The organism is Rhodococcus globerulus NBRC 14531, assembly GCF_001894805.1.
Lineage (GTDB): Bacteria > Actinomycetota > Actinomycetes > Mycobacteriales > Mycobacteriaceae > Rhodococcus_F > Rhodococcus_F globerula.
Window position 1 is genome coordinate 282942 of sequence record NZ_BCWX01000004.1, and the last position, 22392, is coordinate 305333.

24 protein-coding genes are annotated in these 22392 nt (G+C 61.0%); 14 read left to right on the plus strand and 10 right to left on the minus strand.

Annotation, left to right across the window (positions count from 1 at the left end; genetic code table 11):
• The first annotated feature begins 1 nt into the window (after window position 1).
• The 3 genes from RG2_RS21935 (at window position 2) to RG2_RS21945 (ending at window position 3367) form a co-directional block, all read left to right on the plus strand.
• Window positions 2–1246, plus strand: a complete 1245-nt coding sequence (locus RG2_RS21935) for a benzoate/H(+) symporter BenE family transporter (protein ID WP_033233590.1) — start codon at window positions 2–4, stop codon at window positions 1244–1246.
• A gap of 74 nt (window positions 1247–1320) precedes the next feature.
• On the plus strand, window positions 1321–2565 hold the full coding sequence (gene aztD, locus RG2_RS21940; protein ID WP_033233591.1) for a zinc metallochaperone AztD: 1245 nt from the start codon (window positions 1321–1323) through the stop codon (window positions 2563–2565).
• Between the two features lie 262 nt (window positions 2566–2827).
• Window positions 2828–3367, plus strand: a complete 540-nt coding sequence (locus RG2_RS21945; protein ID WP_033233855.1) for a hypothetical protein — start codon at window positions 2828–2830, stop codon at window positions 3365–3367.
• A gap of 14 nt (window positions 3368–3381) precedes the next feature.
• Here the strand turns inward: RG2_RS21945 and RG2_RS21950 are convergent, their stop codons facing one another.
• Window positions 3382–3849, minus strand: a complete 468-nt coding sequence (locus tag RG2_RS21950) for a VOC family protein (RefSeq protein ID WP_033233592.1) — start codon at window positions 3847–3849, stop codon at window positions 3382–3384.
• A gap of 103 nt (window positions 3850–3952) precedes the next feature.
• Here RG2_RS21950 and RG2_RS21955 point away from each other — a divergent pair, with 103 nt between their 5' ends.
• Entirely contained in the window at window positions 3953–4945 is a 993-nt protein-coding gene (locus tag RG2_RS21955) for a helix-turn-helix transcriptional regulator (RefSeq protein ID WP_033233593.1), read from the plus strand.
• A gap of 25 nt (window positions 4946–4970) precedes the next feature.
• On the opposite strand, the gene RG2_RS21960 is transcribed toward RG2_RS21955, so the two are convergent.
• On the minus strand, window positions 4971–5816 hold the full coding sequence (locus RG2_RS21960) for a pentapeptide repeat-containing protein (protein ID WP_072782664.1): 846 nt from the start codon (window positions 5814–5816) through the stop codon (window positions 4971–4973).
• 255 nt (window positions 5817–6071) lie between these two features.
• Between RG2_RS21960 and RG2_RS21965 the strand changes: the two genes are divergently transcribed.
• Both RG2_RS21965 and RG2_RS21970 read left to right on the plus strand, forming a co-directional pair.
• Entirely contained in the window at window positions 6072–6779 is a 708-nt protein-coding gene (locus tag RG2_RS21965) for a TetR/AcrR family transcriptional regulator (protein WP_051730412.1), read from the plus strand.
• Window positions 6772–7509 (plus strand): SDR family oxidoreductase, encoded by a 738-nt coding sequence (locus RG2_RS21970; RefSeq protein WP_033233596.1) that lies wholly within the window; start codon window positions 6772–6774, stop codon window positions 7507–7509. The genes RG2_RS21965 and RG2_RS21970 overlap by 8 nt, the downstream gene beginning before the upstream one ends.
• On the opposite strand, the gene RG2_RS21975 is transcribed toward RG2_RS21970, so the two are convergent.
• The 3 genes from RG2_RS21975 to RG2_RS21985 form a co-directional block, all read right to left on the minus strand.
• Complete coding sequence (locus tag RG2_RS21975) at window positions 7506–8696, minus strand: NAD(P)/FAD-dependent oxidoreductase (RefSeq protein WP_033233597.1); 1191 nt, start codon at window positions 8694–8696, stop codon at window positions 7506–7508. The genes RG2_RS21970 and RG2_RS21975 overlap by 4 nt on opposite strands.
• Before the next feature lie 89 nt (window positions 8697–8785).
• Window positions 8786–9169, minus strand: coding sequence for a hypothetical protein (locus RG2_RS21980; protein ID WP_033233856.1), 384 nt, complete (start codon window positions 9167–9169; stop codon window positions 8786–8788).
• A gap of 29 nt (window positions 9170–9198) precedes the next feature.
• Complete coding sequence (locus tag RG2_RS21985) at window positions 9199–10176, minus strand: serine/threonine dehydratase (RefSeq protein WP_033233598.1); 978 nt, start codon at window positions 10174–10176, stop codon at window positions 9199–9201.
• 197 nt (window positions 10177–10373) lie between these two features.
• Here RG2_RS21985 and RG2_RS21990 point away from each other — a divergent pair, with 197 nt between their 5' ends.
• Together RG2_RS21990 and RG2_RS21995 are read left to right on the plus strand one after the other, a co-directional pair.
• Window positions 10374–10835, plus strand: coding sequence for an Hsp20/alpha crystallin family protein (locus RG2_RS21990; protein WP_033233599.1), 462 nt, complete (start codon window positions 10374–10376; stop codon window positions 10833–10835).
• 281 nt (window positions 10836–11116) lie between these two features.
• Window positions 11117–12478 (plus strand): ammonium transporter, encoded by a 1362-nt coding sequence (locus RG2_RS21995; RefSeq protein ID WP_033233600.1) that lies wholly within the window; start codon window positions 11117–11119, stop codon window positions 12476–12478.
• Window positions 12479–12540: 62 nt separating this feature from the next.
• Here the strand turns inward: RG2_RS21995 and RG2_RS22000 are convergent, their stop codons facing one another.
• The 5 genes from RG2_RS22000 to glnT form a co-directional block, all read right to left on the minus strand.
• A complete protein-coding gene (locus tag RG2_RS22000) occupies window positions 12541–13203 on the minus strand; it encodes a helix-turn-helix domain-containing protein (protein WP_033233601.1) in 663 nt (220 codons plus the stop codon).
• Window positions 13204–13273: 70 nt separating this feature from the next.
• Window positions 13274–14614, minus strand: coding sequence for an FMN-binding glutamate synthase family protein (locus RG2_RS22005; protein WP_033233602.1), 1341 nt, complete (start codon window positions 14612–14614; stop codon window positions 13274–13276).
• Window positions 14615–14639: 25 nt separating this feature from the next.
• Entirely contained in the window at window positions 14640–15365 is a 726-nt protein-coding gene (locus RG2_RS22010) for a GltB/FmdC/FwdC-like GXGXG domain-containing protein (RefSeq protein WP_033233603.1), read from the minus strand.
• Window positions 15353–16249, minus strand: a complete 897-nt coding sequence (locus RG2_RS22015; protein ID WP_033233604.1) for a class II glutamine amidotransferase — start codon at window positions 16247–16249, stop codon at window positions 15353–15355. The genes RG2_RS22010 and RG2_RS22015 overlap by 13 nt, the downstream gene beginning before the upstream one ends.
• A 37-nt stretch (window positions 16250–16286) precedes the next feature.
• Complete coding sequence (glnT, locus tag RG2_RS22020) at window positions 16287–17681, minus strand: type III glutamate--ammonia ligase (RefSeq protein WP_033233605.1); 1395 nt, start codon at window positions 17679–17681, stop codon at window positions 16287–16289.
• Window positions 17682–17999: 318 nt separating this feature from the next.
• On the opposite strand from glnT, the gene RG2_RS22025 reads away from it, so the two are divergent.
• From RG2_RS22025 to RG2_RS22050, 6 genes are read left to right on the plus strand one after another with little or no spacing between them, the layout of a single operon-like run.
• Window positions 18000–18386: a cupin domain-containing protein gene (locus RG2_RS22025; protein ID WP_045065424.1), complete on the plus strand. Its 387-nt coding sequence runs from the start codon at window positions 18000–18002 to the stop codon at window positions 18384–18386.
• Between the two features lie 10 nt (window positions 18387–18396).
• Window positions 18397–18912, plus strand: a complete 516-nt coding sequence (locus RG2_RS22030; protein WP_033233606.1) for a dimethylamine monooxygenase subunit DmmA family protein — start codon at window positions 18397–18399, stop codon at window positions 18910–18912.
• Entirely contained in the window at window positions 18912–19901 is a 990-nt protein-coding gene (locus tag RG2_RS22035; RefSeq protein ID WP_033233607.1) for a PDR/VanB family oxidoreductase, read from the plus strand. Before RG2_RS22030 ends, RG2_RS22035 begins: the two co-directional genes overlap by 1 nt.
• Window positions 19898–20905: a heme-dependent oxidative N-demethylase family protein gene (locus RG2_RS22040; RefSeq protein ID WP_033233608.1), complete on the plus strand. Its 1008-nt coding sequence runs from the start codon at window positions 19898–19900 to the stop codon at window positions 20903–20905. The genes RG2_RS22035 and RG2_RS22040 overlap by 4 nt, the downstream gene beginning before the upstream one ends.
• On the plus strand, window positions 20902–21366 hold the full coding sequence (locus RG2_RS31575; RefSeq protein ID WP_051730413.1) for a dimethylamine monooxygenase subunit DmmA family protein: 465 nt from the start codon (window positions 20902–20904) through the stop codon (window positions 21364–21366). Before RG2_RS22040 ends, RG2_RS31575 begins: the two co-directional genes overlap by 4 nt.
• 29 nt (window positions 21367–21395) lie before the next feature.
• Window positions 21396–22385 (plus strand): heme-dependent oxidative N-demethylase family protein, encoded by a 990-nt coding sequence (locus RG2_RS22050; RefSeq protein WP_033233610.1) that lies wholly within the window; start codon window positions 21396–21398, stop codon window positions 22383–22385.
• The last annotated feature ends 7 nt before the right edge of the window (window positions 22386–22392 follow it).

Genomic DNA, 22392 nt, shown 5'->3' on the forward strand with positions numbered 1-22392 from the left:
CATGTCGAATACCTCGACAATTGCACCCACTCGTGTCATCACCGAGCCGCTACCCCAACCTCTCTACAGTCCTCGGCGCGTTTTGCGAGACTTCGGCGGAACATACGGCGCAAACGCAGTTATCGGGATTGTCTTCTCTGCCACCGGCCCAGTAGCGGTCATCCTTGCTGCCGGCTTGGCCGGCGGGCTGAGCCAATCACAATTGGCCTCTTGGATTTTCGGCGCCTTCTTCGTCAACGGAATCTTGACGATCACCGCGTCCTGGCTGTACCGGCAACCACTGGCGTTTTTCTGGACGATTCCCGGAACCGTCGTCGTCGGCGCGTCCCTGCATCATCTTCCGTGGGAGCAGGCGATCGGAGCATTCTTTGCAACGGGCGTTCTGATCTTGCTGCTGGGATTGACGGGGTGGATCACACCGATCATGAATGCACTCCCCATGCCCATCGTCATGGCAATGGTGGCAGGCGTTTTCCTTCACTTCGGTACCGACCTGGTAGAGGCGCCCGCCCACGACGCCGCCATTGCACTGCCGATGATCGTCACCTTTGTTGCACTCAGCGCCTTCGCGAAACTGGGAAGGTATATCCCTCCCGTTCTCGGTGCCTTGATTGTCGGGGTGGTGGTCGTTCTCGCGACCGGACGGTTCGCACCTACCGGCGGCGATCACGAATGGTTTGCGCACCCAGTGCTGTCCACACCGGCATGGTCGTGGCAGGCAATGATCGAACTTGTTGTGCCGCTGGCGATCACCGTGGTCGTTGTGCAGAACGGCCAAGGGATCGCAGTCCTGCGAGCGGCCGGACATCAACCGCCGATCGGCAGCGCAACGATTGCGTGTGGCGTGTTCTCACTCGTGAACGCGGCGGTGGGATGCGTGTCAACCTGCCTGACCGGGCCAACCAATGCTCTCCTGTCAGCATCCGGGGAACGAACACGGCAGTACACCGCCGGCATCTTCTGTGGGGTACTCGCGGTTGTCTTCGGCCTTTTTGCCCCGACCTTCGTGTCGATGATGCTGGGCACGCCCGCTGCGTTCATCGTGACACTTGGCGGATTGGCAATGCTGAAGGCATTGCAAGGAGCTTTCGTCACCGCATTCGGGTCGCGATTCACCTTCGGTGCGTTGATCGCATTCCTCGTGACGATCTCCGACGTCGAACTGTTCAATATTGGCGGTGCATTCTGGGGACTCGTGGTGGGAGTGATCGCCTCACGCATCCTCGAGCGCTCCGACTACTCCTGAAGACTGCCCTGACATGCGAATATTCGCATGTACGACTTTGACAATCATTTACATTAAGCAGTAGATCTATACCCATGCACCTCACTACCCGCGTATCGCGGCGCCTCACTCTGGCCACATCAGTGGGCCTCTCACTTGCCCTTGTCACAGGATGTTCCTCCGACACCACGGACGCGGCGGAGGCAACAACCACCGCCGCGTCGTCAGCACCGAATGAACAAGCTTCGGCAACACCACGTCTCGCAATCTCCTACGACGGCGGCGTCCTGGTACTGGACGCAACCTCCCTCGATGTCGTCGGCGAAACCGCGATCGAGGGCTTCACGCGACTCAACCCGGCCGGCGACGGTCGGCATGTCATGATCTCCGCCGGCGAAGCGTTCAAGGTGCTCGACACCGGCACGTGGTCGTCGGCACATGGTGACCATTCCCATTACTACACAGCCGATCCCGCGATGTCGGACGTCGAGTTCGCAGCCAACGAGCCCGGACACGTTGTACGACATGCCGGAAAAACTGTCCTCTTCAATGACGGCTCGGGCCTGGTCGAAATCTTCGATCCCGTCCAATTGGCCAAGCGTCAGCCACGCGTCGAGACCTACACAACCCCGGAACCCCATCACGGGGTGGCTGTCGCACTCGCCGACGGAGGGCTGTTGACCACCATCGGAAACTCCGAGTCCCGCAACGGAATTGCAGTGCTCGATACCAACCGCGCGGAGGTCATGCGCAACGAGCAGTGCCCCGGCGTCCACGGTGAAGCCGTTGCAGCAGACGAGACGATCGTGCTGGGCTGCCAGGACGGCCTGCTCGTGTACAAGAACGGCGCGATCACCAAGGTCCAGAGCCCCGATGCGTACGGCCGCATCGGCAACCAGGCCGGTTCCGAAGAGTCGGACATCGTGCTCGGTGACTACAAGACCGATCCTGACGCCGAACTCGAACGACCACAACGAATCTCGCTCACCAATACCACCACGTCGGAACTGAAGCTCGTTGATCTCGGCACCAGCTACACCTTCCGATCACTCGGTCGCGGACCGCACGGCGAGGCCCTTGTTCTCGGGACCGACGGCGCTATCCACGTCATCGACCCGAACACCGGCGCAGTGACCAAGAAGATTGCCGTCATCGGCGAGTGGACCGAACCCACTGAATGGCAGGAGCCCAGGCCCACCCTGTTCACACTGGACCACACCGCCTATGTCACCGACCCCGCGTCGAAGAAGCTGATCGCCGTCGACCTCGAAGACGGCAGCATCCTGACCGAAACCACACTCGATCACACCCCGAACGAATTGACCGGCGTCACTGGCTGATTCGGATTTCACTTCTGCCCCTGTCTCACACCGAGGTGGGGGCCGAAGCCGTCTTACGAGCACGGATTCCGAACGGCATGTCGACCACCAGCCACATTTACACCGAAGCCACCGGCGAATACAGCGTTCGGCAGGTTATTCAGATTTCAGCAACCGAAGATGAACAGTCCAGATCCATTTGATTCCTCTTCTTCAGAAAGTTACCGACGACGAGACCACAGGGGAAGCCTCGAATCGCGACGGGATTGTTAGTGTCGAGGACGTGCTCACACATGGATTGACGGTGGACGGCCAACCAACGCTCGAACACATTGATTTCGCCGTTTTGGATTCCTTTCGATTCCCGGATGGGGACGGCTTCCCCGCTTCATATCGTGCATTTATCCGGCATGCAGGTTGGGCGCGGTCCTTCGGACTCTGGCTCATCTACCCGCCCGTGCATCCCGGATTTGCCGATGGCTGGCAAGGGCGCGCAGGGTATCTCACCGCGAACCTCCATTCCGCCTACCGAGAGGGTCACAGCGAGGAGTTCGATTGGATGGTCGAACCCGACGGCGATTGGTCGCTCCCCGCCTCGCTGCACGTATTCGGATTGAGCGAGAACGGCGACGCTCTGCTGTGGGATACAACATCGCGCGGCACCGACGGGGAGTTCCCAGTCTGGGAATCACGCTCACTCAACTCTCTCCACCGACTCGGCGACAGTCTCTCAGAAGCACTTCCGTCCATCCGCGATCGAGCTTTGAGCTTGTTCGGACCGCGCACTTACGACATCGAACCACTCCCTCCGATCCCACTCTGAAGCACGAGGAGTGACTACGCCGGGCTTTCCGCGGCGGAGACGTCGAGGATCCAGGTCACCCCGAACGCATCGGTGAGCATGCCGAAACCGGGGCTCCACGCTGCCGCGGCGAGGCCCTCGACGATGGATGCGCCGGCCGAGAGCTTCGCCCAGTAATTCTGCACCTCTTCGAGGGTCTCCCCGCGAACGGAGACGAAGAACGGTTGGTTGGTGATCGTGGTGCCGTTCTCGCGGTGCGTCGAACCGGCATTGCCTGCCGAACCGCCCGACTGTCCTGGGATGTCGTACGCCATCACGCGAAAGCCGTCCTCTGTCTCGATCCGGCCGAATACGACGCCCTGCGCGCCTGGCACGTCTTTAGGCATCCCGAAGTCGCCGTAGGTTGCAATTGTGACCTGGCCACCGAAGACGGACTGGTAGAACTCCAGGGCTGCTCGGGCGTCGCCGCGAAAGTTGAGGTGGGTCGTTGTCTTGATGCTCATGCCTGCTCCTAGTAAGAACGCTGTCCGGCTTTCTTCTTGACGACTGCCACTCTCACAGGCGTCTAGGACGGTTTTTGTCCTAGACTCGAACTAATCTCGTGAGATGGCGACCACGTCCCGGCTCTTGAATCTGCTGTCCCTGTTGCAGACCAGGCGTGACTGGCCAGGCGCCCTACTCTCCGAGCGGCTCGACGTCAGTCATCGCACGGTCCGCCGCGACATCGACCGGCTGCGGGAAATGGGCTACAACATTGCGGCAACCATGGGCCCGGACGGCGGATACCGACTCGATGCGGGCAGTGAGCTGCCTCCCCTGCTGTTCGACGACGATCAAGTCATCGCGTTGGCTGTTGCCCTGCAGACGGCGACCATGACCGGCGCCGGAATCGAAGAGGGTGCAGTTCGTGCTCTGACCACCGTGCGGCAAGTGATGCCGTCGCGTCTGCGCCATCGGCTCGACGCTCTCACCTTCACTACGATTTCGGCCGGCCCCGGTGACACGGCGTCCGACTCCGTGTCACCGGAGGTACTCGTTGCGATGTCCACAGCGATCCGCGCTCTCGAAGTGCTCCGGTTCGATTATGCGAGCGACCGCCCGGCCGACAGTTCAACCGATAACGGCGAACCAGCGCCCCCACGCCGGGTGGAGCCGCATCATCTCGTGACCTCCAATCGTCGCTGGTACCTCGTCGCGTGGGATCTCGAGAGAGACGAATGGCGAATCTTCCGCGCCGATCGAATCGCCCCGCGCACCCCGAACGGCCCCCGTTTCACGCCGAGGGAGATCCCCGGCGGCGACGTAACCGAATACGTGTCCGGGCGCTTCAAAGGCTCGGAACAAACCAACAAGTGGCCTTGCCACGGCAAGGTCATTCTCCATCGGCCGGCCAGTTACGTTCTTCCCTTTGCCGGGGACGGCATCGTCGAAGATCTTGGCCCCGACCGGTGCAGTCTCGAAGCCGGATCATGGTCCTGGGTGGCTCTCGCAGCATCTCTCAACCGATTCGACACCGACATCGATGTCGTCGGACCAGCAGAACTGACCCGAGCCTTTGCGCAACTCGCCGCCCGCAACGCTACGACCGCTGCGAATTAGATGCTCTCCCCGGCGACATGTCCCGCTAGCGAACAAGCCAATGCGGTGGGGCTGCAACACCGGCGGGCAAACATGTGTCACCGTTACCTCTGGCTGCGTTCACCTGGGGCTGGGTGACGAACAACGCGGCCGAGAGATCCGCGCCATCCAACCTGGCATCACGCAGATCCGCCCCGAGCAGATCTACCGCTGTGAGGTCACTTCCCCTCAGATCCACGGCGATCAAGCAGGCCCCTCGCAGATCGGCGCCACACAACCTGTGTGCGCGCAGGTCCGATCCGGCAAGGTCCACTCCGGCGGCGATGCTCGAGTCCAACTGATCAACTTCGGCAAAGTAGGAAGCCCGAACTTCCGCACTGATCTCCATCAGCACTGCCCTGACCACAGAATGTAATGCGCCGATGTCAGTCGAGAACAGTTCGGCCTGTCCGCCGCGGATCAGTGCGGCAATGGTGGATGCGAGTTCGCGAGCTTCGTGCGCAGCGTCCGGGTCATAGGTGCGTTCCTGCGCCTCGAACAGGTACCACAGCATCTCGTGCAACTGTTTGACGATCTTGAAGGCGGAGAACATATGTTGCTGCGTATCAGGGCGCTCGCGCCAGCTGACGCCGGAGAACAACTGCTGCGACACAACCTGTCCCGCGCCGAAGCAGTCGAAGACCGTGCAGCCGCGGAACCCCCGGGATCGAAGTCCTTCGTGGACAGTGCAGGAGAAATTCGAGCCGAGGTGCCGGCACGGAGAACCCGCCGGCTTGTCCTCGGCGAAATCTACCGATCGCGAGAACCCGAAGGCCGTGCAGCACAAGGCAAAACAGTTGTTGCAGTCGGCGCGCAGATCCTCGCGCCGAACAGATGAGTGTGTCGATGACATGATGAAGTGAGCTCCAAAGTGGGGATTCCAGTGCAGGATAGGAGGCGGGAACCCGAGGTCGGGTTCCCTCTCGGGACACACGGAATCACCACCGCGCGCAGGCGCGGCACACAATCATCGCGACGGGTCTGGATCACAGACAAGTTTTGTTTATCACTGCAAACAAAGTACCAGTTCAGACAACGAGTCCGCGACAGGTCGAGCAACCGAACGACGGCGTACCAGTGCTAACGATACTCTGTTATCGTTGATTTCATGAGCTCGAGAGCGAAGATACTGGCGGCGGCAACCGAGTTACTCAACTCCTCTCCGGACGGCGACATCTCCACCCGCGCCGTCTGCGAGAGAGCCGGCGTCGGCGCGCCCGCGCTCTACCGCCAGTTCGGCGACAAAGACGGCCTGCTCGCAGCCGTCGTCGAAGCCGGGTTCTCCGAGTACCTCGCAGGCAAACGCGCTGCGATCCCCTCCGCAGATCCGGTAGCCGATCTACGTGCCGGCTGGGACGCACACACGGCGTTCGCGCTCACACATCCTGCGCACTACCGGTTGTTGCATTCACCATCCACACAGAGCGCCGACACCGCCATGCAAGCCCAGGTGCTACTTCGATCCGTTCTCGAACGCTGCGCTGCCGCAGGTCTTCTGACCGTATCCGTCGACGTGGCAACGCAGATGGTGATGTCCGCCAATGCGGGCGTCGCACTGATGCTCGTCGTGAGACCGCAGCAGTATCCCGACCCGACACTGTCGGGGCGTGTTCGCGACGGAATCCTCGCATCCATCATCGACGAATCCGGCACCCCGCAGGACGCCTCGCTCAACACCGTCGCATCCACCCTGGAGACCCAACTCGCTACGGCAGATTCAACTTCCCTCTCCACCAACGAGGTTGGACTGCTGCGCGAGTGGCTCCGCAAGCTGTCCGACGCACCCAACCCAGTTCAGGAGTTACATCATGACTGACACCACCACCCGCGTCGCCATCGTCACCGGAGCGTCCGGCGGCATCGGCCGAGCGACTGCAGAGAAGCTCGCGGCCGACGGAATGGCTGTCGCCGTTCACTATTCGGGAAATCTTCAACGCGCCCAGGAAACAGTCGACACCATCGTCGCAGCGGGCGGGCACGCGATCGCGGTGCACGCCGATGTCGCAGACGAAGGTGAAGTAGCCGCACTGTTCGACACGGTCGAGCAGGAGTTCGGAGGCATCGACGTTGTTGTCCACGCAGCCGGAATCATGATTCTCTCGACCGTCGCCGAATTGAACTTCGACGACTTCGACCGGATGCACCGCACCAATGTTCGGGGCACGTTTGTTGTCGATCAACAAGCCGCGAGGCGGGTGCGCAGCGGCGGTGCCATCATCAACTTCTCCACCTCCGTGAAGAAGCTGGCCTTCCCGACCTACGCCGCGTACGCGGCCACCAAAGGCGCAGTGGACGCGATCACGCTAGTTCTTGCGAAAGAGCTGCGGGGACGCGACATCACAGTCAACGCCGTGGCTCCAGGCCCCACCGCCACCGACCTGTTTCTGGACGGGAAAGACGAAGCGACAGTGGAGAACCTGTCGAAGATGGCGCCCCTCGAACGGCTCGGAACTCCGCTCGACATCGCGGAGGCAGTCTCGTTTCTCGCCGGCCCGGCGCGGTGGGTCAACGGTCAGGTGATCTACGTCAACGGCGGCGTCGTCTAGCGCATCTCCCCCGCTCCCACGTATGGATTAAGGCTGACGAGAGGCTTTCCCTCGGCAAATCTGCTGAATCGGAAATCGTTGCCGTCCACGGCCGAATCACTACTGATGCCATCGAGAATCAGATCGGCAACCAGCCGTCCGACAGCCGGGGAAATCTTGTATCCGTGTCCGCTGAAACCGACTGCGAGGAAAAGTCCGTCGACAGGTGACGGGCCGATGATCGGGTTGTAGTCCGGAGTGATGTCGTAACAACCCGCATACGACGACGCCAAACGTGGATCCGGCATCGACGGCAGCAGACGCTCGAGCTTGCCGATCGCGGTCTCCACAAATGCATCCCCTGCCCGGTTCAGGTAGTTGTCCGGGTCGGCAAACTCAGGCGCAGAGTGATCACTGTTGCCTACCAACAGGTCTGCGTTGGGTTCGCGCCGGATGTACTGCAGGTTCACCAGGTCCGAGAAGGTGGGCACGTGCGGGGTAGGTTCCCCCTGATCAACGAGCAGCAATTGCTCCCACTGCACCTTGATCGGAATGTCGACTCCGACCGTCGCGGCCAACGCGGACGACCATACGCCGGTAGCAAGAACAACAGTATCCGCATGGATCTCGGCGCCGTCGGCAAGTGTGACGCCGTAGACGGATCCATCCTCTCGCGTCAGAAGTGTTGTCACTTCGGTCGATTGACGAACTGTCACGCCGAGTTCGCGCGCTTTCGTGCCGTATGCCATCCCCGTCATGTACGCATCGCCGTGCCCACCCAAAGGTTCGTAGGCAAAGGCCGCGAAGTCGTCCAGGTTGATGCCCGGCCAGAATGCTCGAACGGCGTCGGCGTCGATGAGGTCGACGGGTACACCCAGAGCGCGATGCATCTCGACATTTGCCAACAAGGGTTCTGTGTTGTTGCCGCCAACCCCGACGATGTAACCGGTCTGACGGAAGCCGATATCGGTGCCGAGTATCTGTTCTGCATCCGAAAAGACCTGGACCCCATGCCAGGCCATCGCCGCCAGCGACGGGACCCCGTAGTGGCAGCGAACAATTCCACTCGATTTGCCCGTCATCCCCGAGCACATCGTATTACGCTCGAGCACAACTACATCCGACTCGCCCCGCAGCGCAAGCGACCACGCAATCGCAAGGCCCTCGAGGCCACCTCCCACGATCACTATCCGCGCATGCTCCGCCATCACTTACTCCCGTCTCGAGTTTCTCAACAAGAGACAGTGTTTCATAAAATGAAACCAAGAGTGTGACGGCGAAGTAAAACTTCGCAGACTCACTCGTTCTTCGGTTGTGGCTTCTCCGGGTTCGGCGTGGCCGGATCGATGGTGTCCGCCTGATCCCGCTTCTCGTTCAACTCATCCTTCGAGCTTGCTACGTCCCGCCGATGCTGCGCCGCATGCTGTTGCAGGGCAGATGCTTCCGCAGCTTTGGCATCGGCCTCGGCTTGCACCATGCGAGCCTTCGCCTCACTTTCCTTGGCCTTGGCCTCACGCTGGCCTACTTCGAACGACGACTCCGCCACGTCCTTGCGAATCGCCTCGGCCTCGAGGTGGCGCCGCTCGTTACGTTTGTTGCGAGCCGTCCACACCAGAAGCGCAACGACCACAATCACAACGACCACAACTACAATTGTCCAGATAACACTGCTGGTACTCATACTGAAAGCAGTACCCACCAGCAGATTTCTCACACGCCCATGTCCCCCAGACTTACGTTGGCGCCACACAGAACGACACACAGCTCACCGTCTCGCGACGGTGAAACCGTGCCGTCCAACACCGGAACCAGCGCTGCGGCGGTACCCAACTCCACGAGTATCCGAAACTCGCGCCACAGAAAAGATCTAGCCCGAACGATCGAATCGTCATCTACGACAACACTGTCTACCGCGTTGTCGGTGACAGTCGCCCAGGCTATTCTTCCTACGCGCGACGCTCCGAGGGAATCGGATGCAATGCTGTCCAACTCGATATCGACAGGATGTCCGGCTTCCAGCGCAGCGTGCAACGTGGCGGCACCGATCGGCTCTACCGCAACAACTCGATCCTCTGGCCGCGCTGCGGCAGCGATCCCCGAGACCAGTCCACCGCCGCCCACAGCGATGCAGTACGTTATCGGCCCGCTCGCTTCCTCCGCGACCTCGAGCGCGATGGTTCCGGCACCAGCCACAATGTCGGGAAGATCGTAGGCGTGTAGCTCCAAAGCTCCGCTCGACAAGGCAATCTCGGACGCTGCTGCTGCCGCGAGAACATACCGATCGCCCACCTTTTCGACCGTTGCCCCTAACGCGCCGAGCGCCGCAACTTTTGCATCGGGCGCAGTTTCCGGCACGACCACGGTGCACCCCAACCCCCGGCGACGCGACGCCCATGCAGCTCCGATAGCCGCGTTTCCACCCGACGCGATCACCACCCCCGCACTGGGCATCGTGCCGTCAGCAGCTGCCCGCTCGATCGCGTTGAAACTGCCGCGCACCTTGAACGACCCACCGTGTTGGAGGTACTCGAGCTTGAACAGGACCGCAACGTCTCCGTGCGGTGTCGGGACCGTGGTGCGAAAGATCGGAGTCCGTCGAGCCAACCCGTCGATCCGCTCGCGGGCGGCCTCGACGTCAGCGCTCGTCAGGGCTACTGGTCCCGTGATGTTCTCGGTGCGAGGAGTCATAAGGCAACCTTACGGATCGGCACCCGCTTTACCGACCACCTGCCACATCGACCACGCTGGGTCACACACGTCACTGGAGTAGCCGACCTCACGTGTCTGGCACTCGACTACTTCGAGTGCTAATCTTGCTGGTGCACAGTGATTTCGGTTGCTGTCACAGGGACTGCGACCATGGGAAACATGGGAGGTGAGTTGCTGTGCTTCGCTTCGATCCGTTCAGTGATATCGATTCGATCGCGAAGTCGCTGCTCGGCGCAGACGTAGGCGCCGGCCGAGTTCCTCGTTTCATGCCGATGGACCTCTACCGGGTCAACGATCACTACGTACTCAACGCAGATCTTCCCGGAGTAGATCCAGGAACCGTCGACGTGAGTGTCGATCACGGAATGCTGACGCTCTCTGCCACGCGTACTGCATCGTCGGACGAAAACATGCAGTGGCTCGCTTCGGAGAGGTTCGCCGGGAGCTACCGGCGGCAACTGGCACTCGGAGAGAACATCGATGCCGACCGAATTTCCGCGACGTACAACAACGGCGTTCTGTCCGTCACGATTCCGATTGCCGAGCAGGCAAAGCCTCGACGCATCGAAATCAGCCGAGCGGGAGATTCCGAACAGACGATGATCAACCCGACGCGTGAGCACGACTCCAATCGTTGATCAACTACCCGCACGTCGTACACGGTCGAAGGAGGCGAGGTCCAGGGTCCGAATACGATGTCTTTGATGGTGATCGCCATTCGGTGGTCACCATCTCTTTGTGCAGCACCGATACCGATGCCCCTTCGCACCGGCATTTACACAGTGTTCACCTGCCCCACTTGCAGGCCTTACACAACCAGTCCACTCTCGGATGACGGTGATTCACCGCATAAGACACATCGCCGAACACACGTCGCATTCGAACGGCGATCACTCCGGACTCAACAAGGTGGACACATATGGATCAGGCAATCATTGCCGCAGATACCGCGTGGATCTTGGCTGCATTCACTGCCGTATCTCTCATGGTTCCCGGACTGGCCCTGTTCTACGGCGGAATGGTCAGTGTCCGAAGCACTCTCAATATGGTCATGATGACCTTCGGCGGCTTTGCCGTTGTCGGCGTTCTCTGGATCATTTTCGGATACTCCGCAGTCCTCGGCAATTCACTGGGCGGACTCGGATTACTCGGCGACCCACTCGAATACATCGGTTTGGGGCAGCTCCTCGAAGCACCCGCCGAACCCGCGCTGCCGCCCGCATTGGTGGCAGGATTCCAGCTTCTGTTCGCCGGCATCACCGTCGCACTGATCTCAGGAGCGTTTGCCGACCGCCTCAAGTTCGGCGCCTGGATGATCTTTGCCGGGATCTGGGCCACTCTCGTGTACTTCCCGGTTGCGCATTGGGTATTTGCCTTCGACTCCGCCGACGGCAGCGTCGTCGGCGGCTGGATCGCCAATAAACTTGCCGCAGTGGACTTCGCGGGTGGAACCGCTGTGCACATCAATGCCGGTATCGCCGCACTCGCGGTGATCCTGGTACTCGGTAAGCGTCGTACATTCCCGAACGCGCCACGGCCGCACAGCGTTCCACTGACCATCCTCGGCGCCGGCATCCTGTTCTTCGGCTGGTTCGGGTTCAACGGCGGTTCTGCACTGGCTGCCAACAACAATGCGTCGGTAGTCATCTTGAATACCGTCGCCGCCGCGTGTGCCGGCATCTGCGCCTGGCTCGTCGTCGAAAAGTTCCGCGAGGGTCATGCTACGACGCTCGGCGCTGCTTCCGGCCTGATCGCGGCCCTGGTCGCCATCACCCCTGCGTGTGGTGCAGTCTCACCGATGGGTGCGTTGATCGTCGGTGCAGCAGCAGGCGCGTTGTGCTGCTTCGCCATTTCGTTCAAGTTCAAGCTCGGCTACGACGACGCACTCGACGTGGTCGGGATCCACCTCGTCGGCGGCATCCTCGGCACTCTGCTTGTCGGTTTGCTCGCCGTACCCGAGGCGCCCAGCGGCGCTCAGGGACTGTTCTACGGGGGTGGCCTCGAGCTACTGGGCAAGCAGAGCGTGGCAGTGGCCGCTGTGGTCGCCTACTCGTTTATCGTCACGTTCATCATCGCAAAGGGTATCGACCTCGCGATGGGCCTACGTGTCAACCCGGAAACCGAGTACGAGGGCCTCGACGTGGCTGTTCACGGCGAAACCGCGTACGTCATGGATTCCGTCTCGATGACCAGTTCCACGAAGCACCAGCCCGACGCGGTATCTGTTGCCGCCGAATCCATGACCACCAAAGCTGCAACCGCAGTAGAAAGCAGTTCGTAGTCTCGCAGACGTCCCGAAGTGTGCCCCTGCTCTCGACATCGAGCGCAGGGGCACACTGCTGTTCAGCCTTGGTGATTGTCAGGGTAGGCAGTCACTGCCAGGAAGCGAATAGGCAACTGCACCAACTCGTTCGGTCCGTGCAGCCCCTCACCGTCGAGCAGGAGCGAGTCTCCTGGACGCAAGCGATACTCCGAGTCGCCATGGCCGTAGATCATTTCACCTTCGAGCATGTACAGCAGTTCGGTACCGGGGTGCTGAAAGAGCGGAAACACTTCACTGGCGTCGGTCAACGTGACAAGAACGGGTTCGAGTCGCTTGTTCTGCCCGCGCAACGCACCGAGCAGTTCGTAATGGTGCCCGACCCGGGTGCCGCGGCCGACGATCTCCGCACCGTGGCCGGCTTCGACGAAGACCGCGTCCCGCTTGGCATCGGCTCCGCGGAAGAGAGAGGTGACCGGCACATCGAGACCGGCCGCGAGGCGGGCCAGGGTGGAGAGGCTGCAAGACGTCTGGGCATTCTCGATCTTGGACAGCATCGCCTTCGAGATCCCGACTCTCGTAGCCATGTCCCCGACCGACAGACCACTGGCCAACCGGAGCTTGCGCACCTGGGCTGCGATCACCTTCTCGAGGTCGAGGCCGGTCGGAGTGTCCGCAGGAACTTCGCGCTGCTCCGGTGCCGGGTCTCCCGTGTCTCGGTGGACACTGCGCTTCGACGTCGTCATAGGCACAAGCCTAACGGCGCGTCTACTGGGAGTAGACGCGCCGTCACTGATTGTGTGGCTTACATTCGTGTTACATCGCCCCGGGGATCCAGGTGGTGCCGGCTAGCGGCACCCGAGCCATTGCCGAGGCCTCCACTGTCAACGCAACCAGATCCTGCGGTTCGAGATTGCGGAGGTGCGATTTGCCGCAGGCCCGCGCCAGGGTCTGCGCTTCCATCGTCAGAACCCGCAAGTAGTTCGCGAGGCGTCGACCGGCGTCAACCGGATCGAGGTTCTTTGCCAACTCTGGATCCTGAGTGGTGATTCCGGCCGGATCACGCCCCGCCTGAAAATCATCGTAGAACCCGGGAGCAGATCCGATCTCCGCGTACTGCTCCGCAAACCGGGGGTGGTTGTCGCCCAGCGCAATCAGTGCCGCTGTCCCGATGGCAACAGCGTCTGCGCCCAACGCCATCGCCTTGGCAACATCTGCGCCGCTTCGGATTCCGCCGGAGACGATCAACTGCACCGAACCGTCACCGCTCCCACGATGAACGCCCATCTCCTGCAACGCCTGTACTGCTTGTGGAATCGCGGCCAGCGTGGGAATTCCGACGTGTTCGATGAACACGTCCTGAGTGGCAGCCGTCCCACCCTGCATACCGTCCACCACCACGACATCGGCGCCGGCTTTCACGGCAAGTTTCACGTCGTAGTAGGTGCGTGTTGCGCCCACCTTGACGTAGATCGGCTTCTCCCAACCCGTGATCTCACGCAATTCGATGATCTTGATCGCCAAGTCGTCAGGGCCAGTCCAGTCCGGATGGCGGCACGCGCTTCGCTGGTCCACCCCCATCGGCAGCGTTCGCATTCCGGCAACACGCTCGGTGATCTTCTGGCCCAACAGCATTCCGCCGCCACCAGGCTTGGCGCCCTGACCGAGCACGATCTCGATGGCATCCGCCTTCCGAAGATCGTCCGGGTTCATGCCGTAACGCGACGGTAGGTACTGGTACACCAGATTCTTGGACTGCCCCCTCTCCTCCGGCGTCATTCCGCCGTCGCCGGTGGTTGTGGATGTGCCCACTTCACTGGCCCCGCGCCCCAGAGCTTCCTTGGCCTGACCGGACAATGCGCCGAAGCTCATCCCCGCAATCGTGATCGGAATATCCAGGTGCAGCGGAAACTTCGCATGACGGCCACCGAGCACCACATCGGTGTCGCACTTCTCGCGATACCCTTCCAACGGGTACCGCGACATCGACGCGCCGAGGAACAGCAGATCGTCGAAATGCGGCAGCTTTCGCTTTGCGCCCCAGCCGCGGATGTCGTAGATCCCGGTATCTGCTGCCCTCTGGATCTCGTGGATGACCCCGCGGTCGAAGGTCGCGGATTCACGAAGCCATGGTGCGGTTGTGCTCGGAGTGGTCATGGAAGGCTCCTTCGGAGAAAAAGATTCAGTACGCCGAAGCGTTGTCGACGTGGAAGTTGTACAGCGACCGGGCGGAGCCGTAACGGGTGAACTCACGTGGATCCGCGTCGAATCCGGCTGCGCCCAGCAGTTCCTGAAGCTCGACGAGATGCTCGGGGCGCATCTCCTTCTTGATGCAGTCGGCGCCGAGAGACGCCACGGTTCCGCGAACGTAGATCCGAGCTTCGTACAGCGAATCTCCCAACGCTTCACCGGCATCTCCGAGAACAACCAGCCGACCGGCCTGCCCCATGAACGCGCTCATGTGTCCGATGTTTCCACCGACCACGATGTCGACGCCCTTCATCGAAATACCGCAGCGCGCAGCAGCATTGCCTTCCACCACCAACAGTCCGCCGTGGGCCGTCGCACCCGCGGACTGCGACGCGTCGCCGCGTACCCGCACTGTCCCCGACATCATGTTCTCGGCAACTCCGACACCGGCGTTTCCGTTGACGGTCACCGAGGCCTGCTGATTCATCCCGGCGCAGTAGTAGCCGACGTGCCCGTCGATTGTGACGTCTATCGGCTGATTCAATCCGCACGCGAGTGCATGCTTACCGGCCGGATGACTCACGCTCACGCTGCTCGGAGCCTCGGTGGACTGAAGTGCGGCGTTGAAATCTCGGGTTTCGGTGATATCGAGATCAAAAGATTTGGTAGAGAGCGTGACCGGTGCGGAATCTACCGGAACTGCTGTCATCGGTGCCATACGTAAACCTCTTCCGGCTCTGGTTCGAAAATGTGTGCCTGGTCGATTCCGGGCAATCCCGCAAGTGCGCGGTATTCGGAGGCCATCGCGACGTACTGATCCGTCTCGGCGACGATCGCAGGCTTGCAGGCAATCGGATCACGCACTACCGCAAAGGAATCACTGGTCGAGACCAGCAGGGTGTAAAACCCGTCGAATCGCTCACCCAACAGTCGGAGCGCCTTCTCGAGGTCGACACCTTCGGAGAGTTGCTTGGCTACGAACCTCGCACCTACCTCCGTGTCGTTCTCACTGTCGAAGACCACACCTTCCGATTCGAGTTCACGTTTCATCGTCAGGTGATTGGAGAACGACCCGTTATGTACGAGGCATTGGTCCGGGCCGACGGCGAAGGGATGTGAACCTGCCGCCGTCACAGCCGATTCCGTTGCCATACGGGTATGCGCAACACCTTGCCACCCCGACGCCGACGGCAAGCCGAATCCACGCGCCAACTCGAGCGGGTTGCCCATTCCCTTCAGAACGGTGACATCCTCACCGAATCCGATGATCACCGCTGCGGGGAGCATCTCACGGACTGCCGCCAGAAGAACGTCAGTCGGAACGGCGGCGTGGATGACGGTGGTGGGATCCGCCTCGAGTACAGTCACCGCAGCACCCACCGACTCGGTGAGACTGTCCGCCAAGAACACAGCGTCTGATCCCGCACCGAGTACCGACACCGAACTGTGCCCGGCCGGTGACCACGTCGGGTCTCCGTAGATCGCCATACCGGCAGAATCCGGTCCACGATCCACCATTTCGCCCAGCATTCCGGTGAGCAGTTCACCGAGGCGGGGATACAGCGAGGGCTCTCTCAGATGAAGCCCGACAATGCCACACATGGGCAGTCTCCTTGTCTCTTGCGAAGGAATACGAGAATCAGAACGCGGTGAGGTAGTTGTCCACTTCCCAGGGAGTTACCGTGTTGTGCCACTGGAAGAACTCTTCACGCTTGAGGGTCGTGAAGTACCCAGCCACGTCGGCGCCCGCAGAATTCAGCGCCCCGGTCACCACGGGGTCTGCGGCCAAGGCATCCATGGCGTGCAGCAACGTCATCGGCAGCGAATCCGACGTCGATGCGCCTCCCGGTTCGCCTGGGTCCAGTTCGCGCCGAATACCGTCCAGACCGGCTGCGATCGTCGCGGCGGCGGCAAGATACGGGTTGGCAGAGCCGTCACCACCACGCAGTTCGACGCGGTTGCGATCGGGAACCCGGAGATAGTGCGTGCGGTCGTTGCCGCCGTACGTCGCATGCCGCGGTGACCACGTTGCGCCACTGGTCGTTGCGGTGGCCCCGGTTCTCTTGTACGAGTTGACCGTCGGGGCAATCACTCCTTGGAGTGCACACGCATGGTCGAGAATTCCGGCGATGAAGGAGTATGCGGTCGACGACAATCCGAGGCCTCGCTCGTCCGTCGAATCCGGGAATGCCGATTCTCCGTCTCGCCAGAGCGAGAGATGCATATGCATGCCGCTCCCCGTACGGTCGGCGAAGGGCTTCGGCATGAATGTTGCAGTCATACCGCGTTCTTCGGCAAGGACGGAGATCAGGTAGCGCAACGTGATCACTCGGTCGGCGGTGGTCATCGCATCCGAATAGTTGAAATTCTGTTCGAACTGCCCGTTTCCGTCCTCGTGGTCGTTGGCGTAGTTTCCCCACCCCAGCTTGTTCATGGCAGTAGAAATCGACGTCAGGTGCTCGTACATGCGGGTGACATCGCGGGCGTCGTAGCACGGTTGGCGTGAGGTATCGAGAGTGTCTGCGGTGCGCAGGGCTCCGCTCTCGTCCTTGTCCACGAGGAAGTACTCGATCTCCGCTCCTACGTTCACGTCCAAGCCCATCTCCGCTGCCTCCGCGAGCACGGATCGCAGCATCACTCTCGGTGCGTAAGGCCAAGGCTTACCCTCGACATGCGGATCGCAGTGCACCAGCGCAAGGCCGGGCCGGATAAATGGAATAGGGGTGTAGGAGGTTGGGTCGGGGATCGCCACGAGATCGGGATCCTTCGGCTCCTGCCCCATCGCGCCGGCTGCGTAACCCGCAAATCCGACGCCCTCGGTCTGCAGTTCTTCCACCGATTCGATCGGCACCAACTTCGCGCACGGTTTACCTGCGAGATTGACGAATACCGCGAGGATGAATCGTGTTCCGTCGGCCCGCGCTCGCGTTGCCAGGTCCATCGGGCGCTCACCTGTCACTGCGTCCGACATTGCCTGGGGCACTGCATGCAACTCTGCCGCTGTTTCGTTCAGTTCGGCGGTGTCGATCGCCATCGAGACTCCTAGTTTCACGCAGGGCCCTAGTTCCACCCAACGTGGTCGGCTATTCCGGTTTCACTGGGTGAATCACTGTCATCTAACAGGAAACAAGGTTGATATGTCCATCTCGTTACGCCCAAGTGAGGTTGTGATGACGGCACCGTCGGCACTGCTGATTTTCTAATCAAGTTGCAGCAAAACAGATTACGGAGATTTTGTTTACCGCCACGTAACCGAAAATCAGTTTCCTCTCATTACAGTTAGTTTCACGTCAGCGATCACATCCCTGCGATCGGACGCTCTTTCAACCATCCCATTCCCTCAGGAGCACCGATGAGCATTTCTACGACGTCCACCACACCGGCAGAGTTCCGCGTCACCGCAGACTTCTGGGCAGACCTCCCCCAGATGCCCGAATCCGAGTACCCCGGCACCAAGGGATTCATCGACGACGTCTACTCCAATCCAGACGGTTCAGCGATGTCCGCGGGCTACTTCGAATTGATCCAGACCGACGCTCCACTCGACTACCTCTACGAATACGACGAAATGAAGGTGGTCCTCGAAGGCGAGTTCGTTCTCGAAAACCTTGATACCGGCCAAGTGAGTGTCGCGAAGGCCAAAGATGCGATCTTCTTCCCCAAGGGTTCGCGCATCAGGTTCACCACCCCCGATCGCGCGCTGGCCTACTACGTCGGCCACCGCTCGTTCGCACCGTAAGCCAACCGTCGTGAGTGTCTGTGCCCGGTCGACCAGCGTTCCGCGCTGGGACGCCGAACGGCTTCTCAGCGATCCGGACGGACGCTACTTCACCGTCGCCTCCTTCGGCAACCGCGCGCACACCGATGCTGCTCAGGTGGTCGGAGAACACTCCGGCCACCGGGTCAGCTGGCTGAAACTCGGGCCGCAGTGGAGCGCCGCGACATCGGCGGTGTTGCAGCGGGAGTTCGCTGCCGCGAGAGTGGGTTGGCGATTGATCGTGATCGGCGCCGAAATCGAAGTACTACAGGCACGTTCGGCGGCAATCGCCGCCGGCGCCATACCCGCAGAGATCCTGACGTACGTCACAGGCGACGCGCAACGCCGCGTCTACTGCGTACATTGCCGGCACGTTCACCGAACAGATACACCTGTCGGAGCACTCAGCCCCTGTCCGCGATGCCGTACCGACTTGTTTGTCTACCACCATGTATCCCGTAGGTACGGAGCCTATCTCGGGTTCATGGCCGATGCCGAGGAGCAATGATGACCGCAACAACGGACGCACCTGGCGTCACAGACACCAAGTCGTTGACCTTGGTGCTCACAGAGGCCACCATGCTCTGCGGCGGTGTCCGATCTCTCCGCCTCGAAAGCGCCGACGGCTCAACACTTCCGTCCTTCACGCCCGGGAGTCACCTTGTTCTCGACTGCGGTACAACACCCCAGGGAATGCCGCGGCGCAATTCGTATTCGATGACCGGGCCGGAACTCGAACCGGATCACTATTGCGTTTCGGTCCAGCTGGATCGAGGCGGTAGAGGTGGATCACGCTGGATTCACGACTTGGAGATCGGCACGAGTATCCGCACGTCGCGCCCGCGCAGTGTGTTCGCTCCGGTACTCACAGCACGGCACCACCTACTGATTGCCGGCGGAATCGGTGTGACGCCGATACTGTCGCACGCGCGGGCCGCCGCACAATGGGGTCGATCCTTCACCGTCCTGTACGTGTGGCGGGGAACCGACGCAGCGCACCTGGCCGAACTACGCGAACTGTGCGGATCACGTCTGCACGTCTTCTCCTCACGCCAGGAGTTGTGGGCCCACCTGGGGCCGGCTCTGCTGAAACAACCACTGGGCACCCACCTGTACACGTGCGGCCCCAGCGCGATGATCGACGCCGTCGAGGGTGCCGCCAAAGCCGCGGGATGGCCGAGTGCCCGCATTCACTACGAACGTTTCGGCGGCGTGGGGCTGGACCCCGGACAACCGTTTACCGTCGCATTGCGCGGCAGCGGACAAGAATTCGACGTACCTTCCGGAACAAGTGTCCTCGAGACTCTCGAACAGCACGGCATCACCATCCCCAATCTCTGCCGTCAAGGAGTATGCGGCGAGTGCCGAATACCGGTGGCAGACGGGAGCGTTGCACATCGCGATCTATATCTGACCGACGAGGAGAAATCCCGTGGCACATCGATGATGGCCTGTGTATCGCGGGCCGAGGGATCACGATTGGAGTTGAACTTGTGAACGCATCGGCAGAACTACTCGACGTGCCCACTCGAATTGCGAATTTCCCGTTCCCTTTTGCCAAGGACTCGTACCGCTACAGCACCAACGTCGAACCTGCCGGGACACCTGCAAGAACGGCCGCCGGCGAGTGGGGCAAACACACGATCGAGATCGACGAGAACTACCATCACGAATTGGCCGAGCGAACAAGGATATTGACTTCGGACGCCAGTCGATATCAGAGTCTGCCCCACATGATGCCGGCGCAGTGGGACGCCATGATCTCGATCATGCGCATGCTCGCCGAGAGCTATCCGGACTCCATGAGTCTCGAACGCGACGGCACGGCCTGGATCTGGCGAAACGGATTGCTCGATACCGAGCAGCGGTTTGTCGTCGGCGATCTCGGTACGCTTCCGATCGACCCACTTCGGTTTGCCACCAACCAGATTCAGGAGGACGTTGTCCTCCTCGATCAGCGAGAAGGACAGCTCTGGGGCGACGCCGGTGTGGTTACCTTCGCAGCTGATTGGTCATTGCGATTCGACGTCGGTATGAGCTTTCTGCAGATCCACGGCCCGGTACCTCGCGTGCATGCCGAGGGTGTTGTCTCCCGCGCCCAGAGTTTTCTCATGCGCCTCGAACCCGGTGAGCGATACCGCCGAACCAACTGGACCTTGACCGTCGACGGCAAACTCGACACCTCTACCGAGACTTATCCGCAGTGGGGACCCGACCGAACCAGCCTGGCCCGGGGACCACTCGAGGATGTCGGCGACCGACTGTTCCTCCGCGTCGAGGTACAGCACCTGATTCGCTTGGCAACCTCCGGATCGATCATGTTTCTGATCCGGAGTTACCTTCTGCCACTGCGAGATATCGCATCGGTTCCCGTCTGGGCTCGGCGTCTACACGCAGTGCTCGACGACCTGCCGGAAGACATGGCCGACTACAAAGGGATTACCAAAACCCGCGGACCGGCAATGGAGTGGCTGCGCGCGCATGCAGGAGTGGGCTCGTGACCGCAATCCCGGAACTGGATAGTGCCGGGCGTGAGTTTCTCCTCATCTCACTCGGCGGGTGTCCCGACGGTCGAAACACCGTGATCGACTGGGCAACCGAGGCAATCGCCGCCGGGCGATCCGTGACTGTTCACGTTCAGGATCAACTCGATCTCTCGCGCATCGAGCAGTCGGTGGCAGGTTGCCACACCGGTGCCCGCATTGCCGTTGCCGGTCCAGAGTACGACGTGATGCAAGCACTGGCCGCCATACGTGCCTGCGGCGCACTGCCATGCGAAGTGCGATCCAGCGTCACGAGCACGGGAACAATTTCGCTCTTCTGCCCACATTGCGCACACACCCATCGGGTCGAGACCTGTCCCGGCTCGGCACACGAATGCCCTTCGTGCCGACTACTACTCGATATCCGGGTACACAGAAATTCACATCACGGGAGCTACCTCGGCTCCGTCGCCGCGTAACACCCCCTTTCCACTCGAGGAGTGCAGTTGTGAGTGATCTGAAGACCTTGCCGTGGCCGTTCCCCGACGAAGACCGAACCTTTCGCTACGGCGTCAACGTTCAACCGGCACCGCGGTTGACGACAACTCTGGCAGGCGAATGGGGTGAACACGTCGTTGATCTCGGCGACGACTACCTCTACATGATGCAGCTACGACGCGACATCCTCGACCGGGATCCGGGCCGGGCACAGATGCTGCCGCACATGATGCCGGCGTGCTGGGACGTCATGCTGTTTCTCATGCGTCAACTCGCCGCGTCCTATCCGGCTTCGATGTTGTTGGAAGGCAGAGGTAATCGCTATCGCTGGACCAATCGGCTGCTGGGGATCGAACAGAGCTTCACACTCGGAGATCTGTTCACCCTTCCCGAAGACCCACTGACATTCATCGGTTGCCAGGTACCCGACGATATTCTGCTGCTCACCGAACGCGACGACCAGTTGTGGTTCGACGCCGCACTGGTCACCTCGTCTGCCGACTGGTCCGTGAAATTCGATATCGGAATGAGTTTCGACGAGATTCACGTGCCGGTACCTGGGTTGACCGCAGGTGGCGTAACCGGCAGAGCCCAGAGTTTCATGCGGATGCTGACAACAGAGCAGATCTATCGCCGGGTGAACTGGACGTTCTCCGCCGTCGGTTCCCGGTTGCGTGACACCAGCCTCGAAACAATGCCGCAGTGGATGCACGACATGCCGGAGTTGATCTCCCAGAAAGACTGGGGCCGAATCCAACTCCGCATCGAACTCGAACACCTGATCCGACTTCCCTTGACCGGAGCACTGGTCTTCAATATCCGCACGTACCTGGCCCCGCTGTCGGACATCGCCGCAATCCCGCGATGGGCGGAGCAATTGGCGGCCATAGTGACCGAACTACCTCAGGAAATAGCCGAATACAAAGGTATCGACGGTTACCGCGTGGAAGCAATGGCGTGGCTACGTGCACAATCCGAGGTGCTCGCTGCGACGGGCTGAGCGTTCG

Excerpts from the sequence above, each read along its gene's own strand:
- RG2_RS21950 (WP_033233592.1), bottom strand. The coding sequence starts at position 3,849 with ATGAGCATCAAGACAACGACCCACCTCAACTTTCGCGGCGACGCCCGA.
- glnT (WP_033233605.1), bottom strand. The coding sequence starts at position 17,681 with ATGGCGATCGACACCGCCGAACTGAACGAAACAGCGGCAGAGTTGCAT.
- RG2_RS21985 (WP_033233598.1), bottom strand. The coding sequence starts at position 10,176 with ATGACTCCTCGCACCGAGAACATCACGGGACCAGTAGCCCTGACGAGC.
- RG2_RS22015 (WP_033233604.1), bottom strand. The coding sequence starts at position 16,249 with ATGTGTGGCATTGTCGGGCTTCATCTGAGAGAGCCCTCGCTGTATCCC.
- RG2_RS22035 (WP_033233607.1), top strand. The coding sequence starts at position 18,912 with ATGACCGCAACAACGGACGCACCTGGCGTCACAGACACCAAGTCGTTG.
- RG2_RS21995 (WP_033233600.1), top strand. The coding sequence starts at position 11,117 with ATGGATCAGGCAATCATTGCCGCAGATACCGCGTGGATCTTGGCTGCA.
- RG2_RS21965 (WP_051730412.1), top strand. The coding sequence starts at position 6,072 with ATGAGCTCGAGAGCGAAGATACTGGCGGCGGCAACCGAGTTACTCAAC.
- RG2_RS22005 (WP_033233602.1), bottom strand. The coding sequence starts at position 14,614 with ATGACCACTCCGAGCACAACCGCACCATGGCTTCGTGAATCCGCGACC.
- aztD (WP_033233591.1), top strand. The coding sequence starts at position 1,321 with ATGCACCTCACTACCCGCGTATCGCGGCGCCTCACTCTGGCCACATCA.
- RG2_RS22010 (WP_033233603.1), bottom strand. The coding sequence starts at position 15,365 with ATGGCACCGATGACAGCAGTTCCGGTAGATTCCGCACCGGTCACGCTC.
- RG2_RS22025 (WP_045065424.1), top strand. The coding sequence starts at position 18,000 with ATGAGCATTTCTACGACGTCCACCACACCGGCAGAGTTCCGCGTCACC.
- RG2_RS21960 (WP_072782664.1), bottom strand. The coding sequence starts at position 5,816 with ATGTCATCGACACACTCATCTGTTCGGCGCGAGGATCTGCGCGCCGAC.
- RG2_RS22000 (WP_033233601.1), bottom strand. The coding sequence starts at position 13,203 with ATGACGACGTCGAAGCGCAGTGTCCACCGAGACACGGGAGACCCGGCA.
- RG2_RS21970 (WP_033233596.1), top strand. The coding sequence starts at position 6,772 with ATGACTGACACCACCACCCGCGTCGCCATCGTCACCGGAGCGTCCGGC.
- RG2_RS21955 (WP_033233593.1), top strand. The coding sequence starts at position 3,953 with ATGGCGACCACGTCCCGGCTCTTGAATCTGCTGTCCCTGTTGCAGACC.
- RG2_RS21975 (WP_033233597.1), bottom strand. The coding sequence starts at position 8,696 with ATGGCGGAGCATGCGCGGATAGTGATCGTGGGAGGTGGCCTCGAGGGC.
- RG2_RS21935 (WP_033233590.1), top strand. The coding sequence starts at position 2 with ATGTCGAATACCTCGACAATTGCACCCACTCGTGTCATCACCGAGCCG.
- RG2_RS21980 (WP_033233856.1), bottom strand. The coding sequence starts at position 9,169 with ATGAGTACCAGCAGTGTTATCTGGACAATTGTAGTTGTGGTCGTTGTG.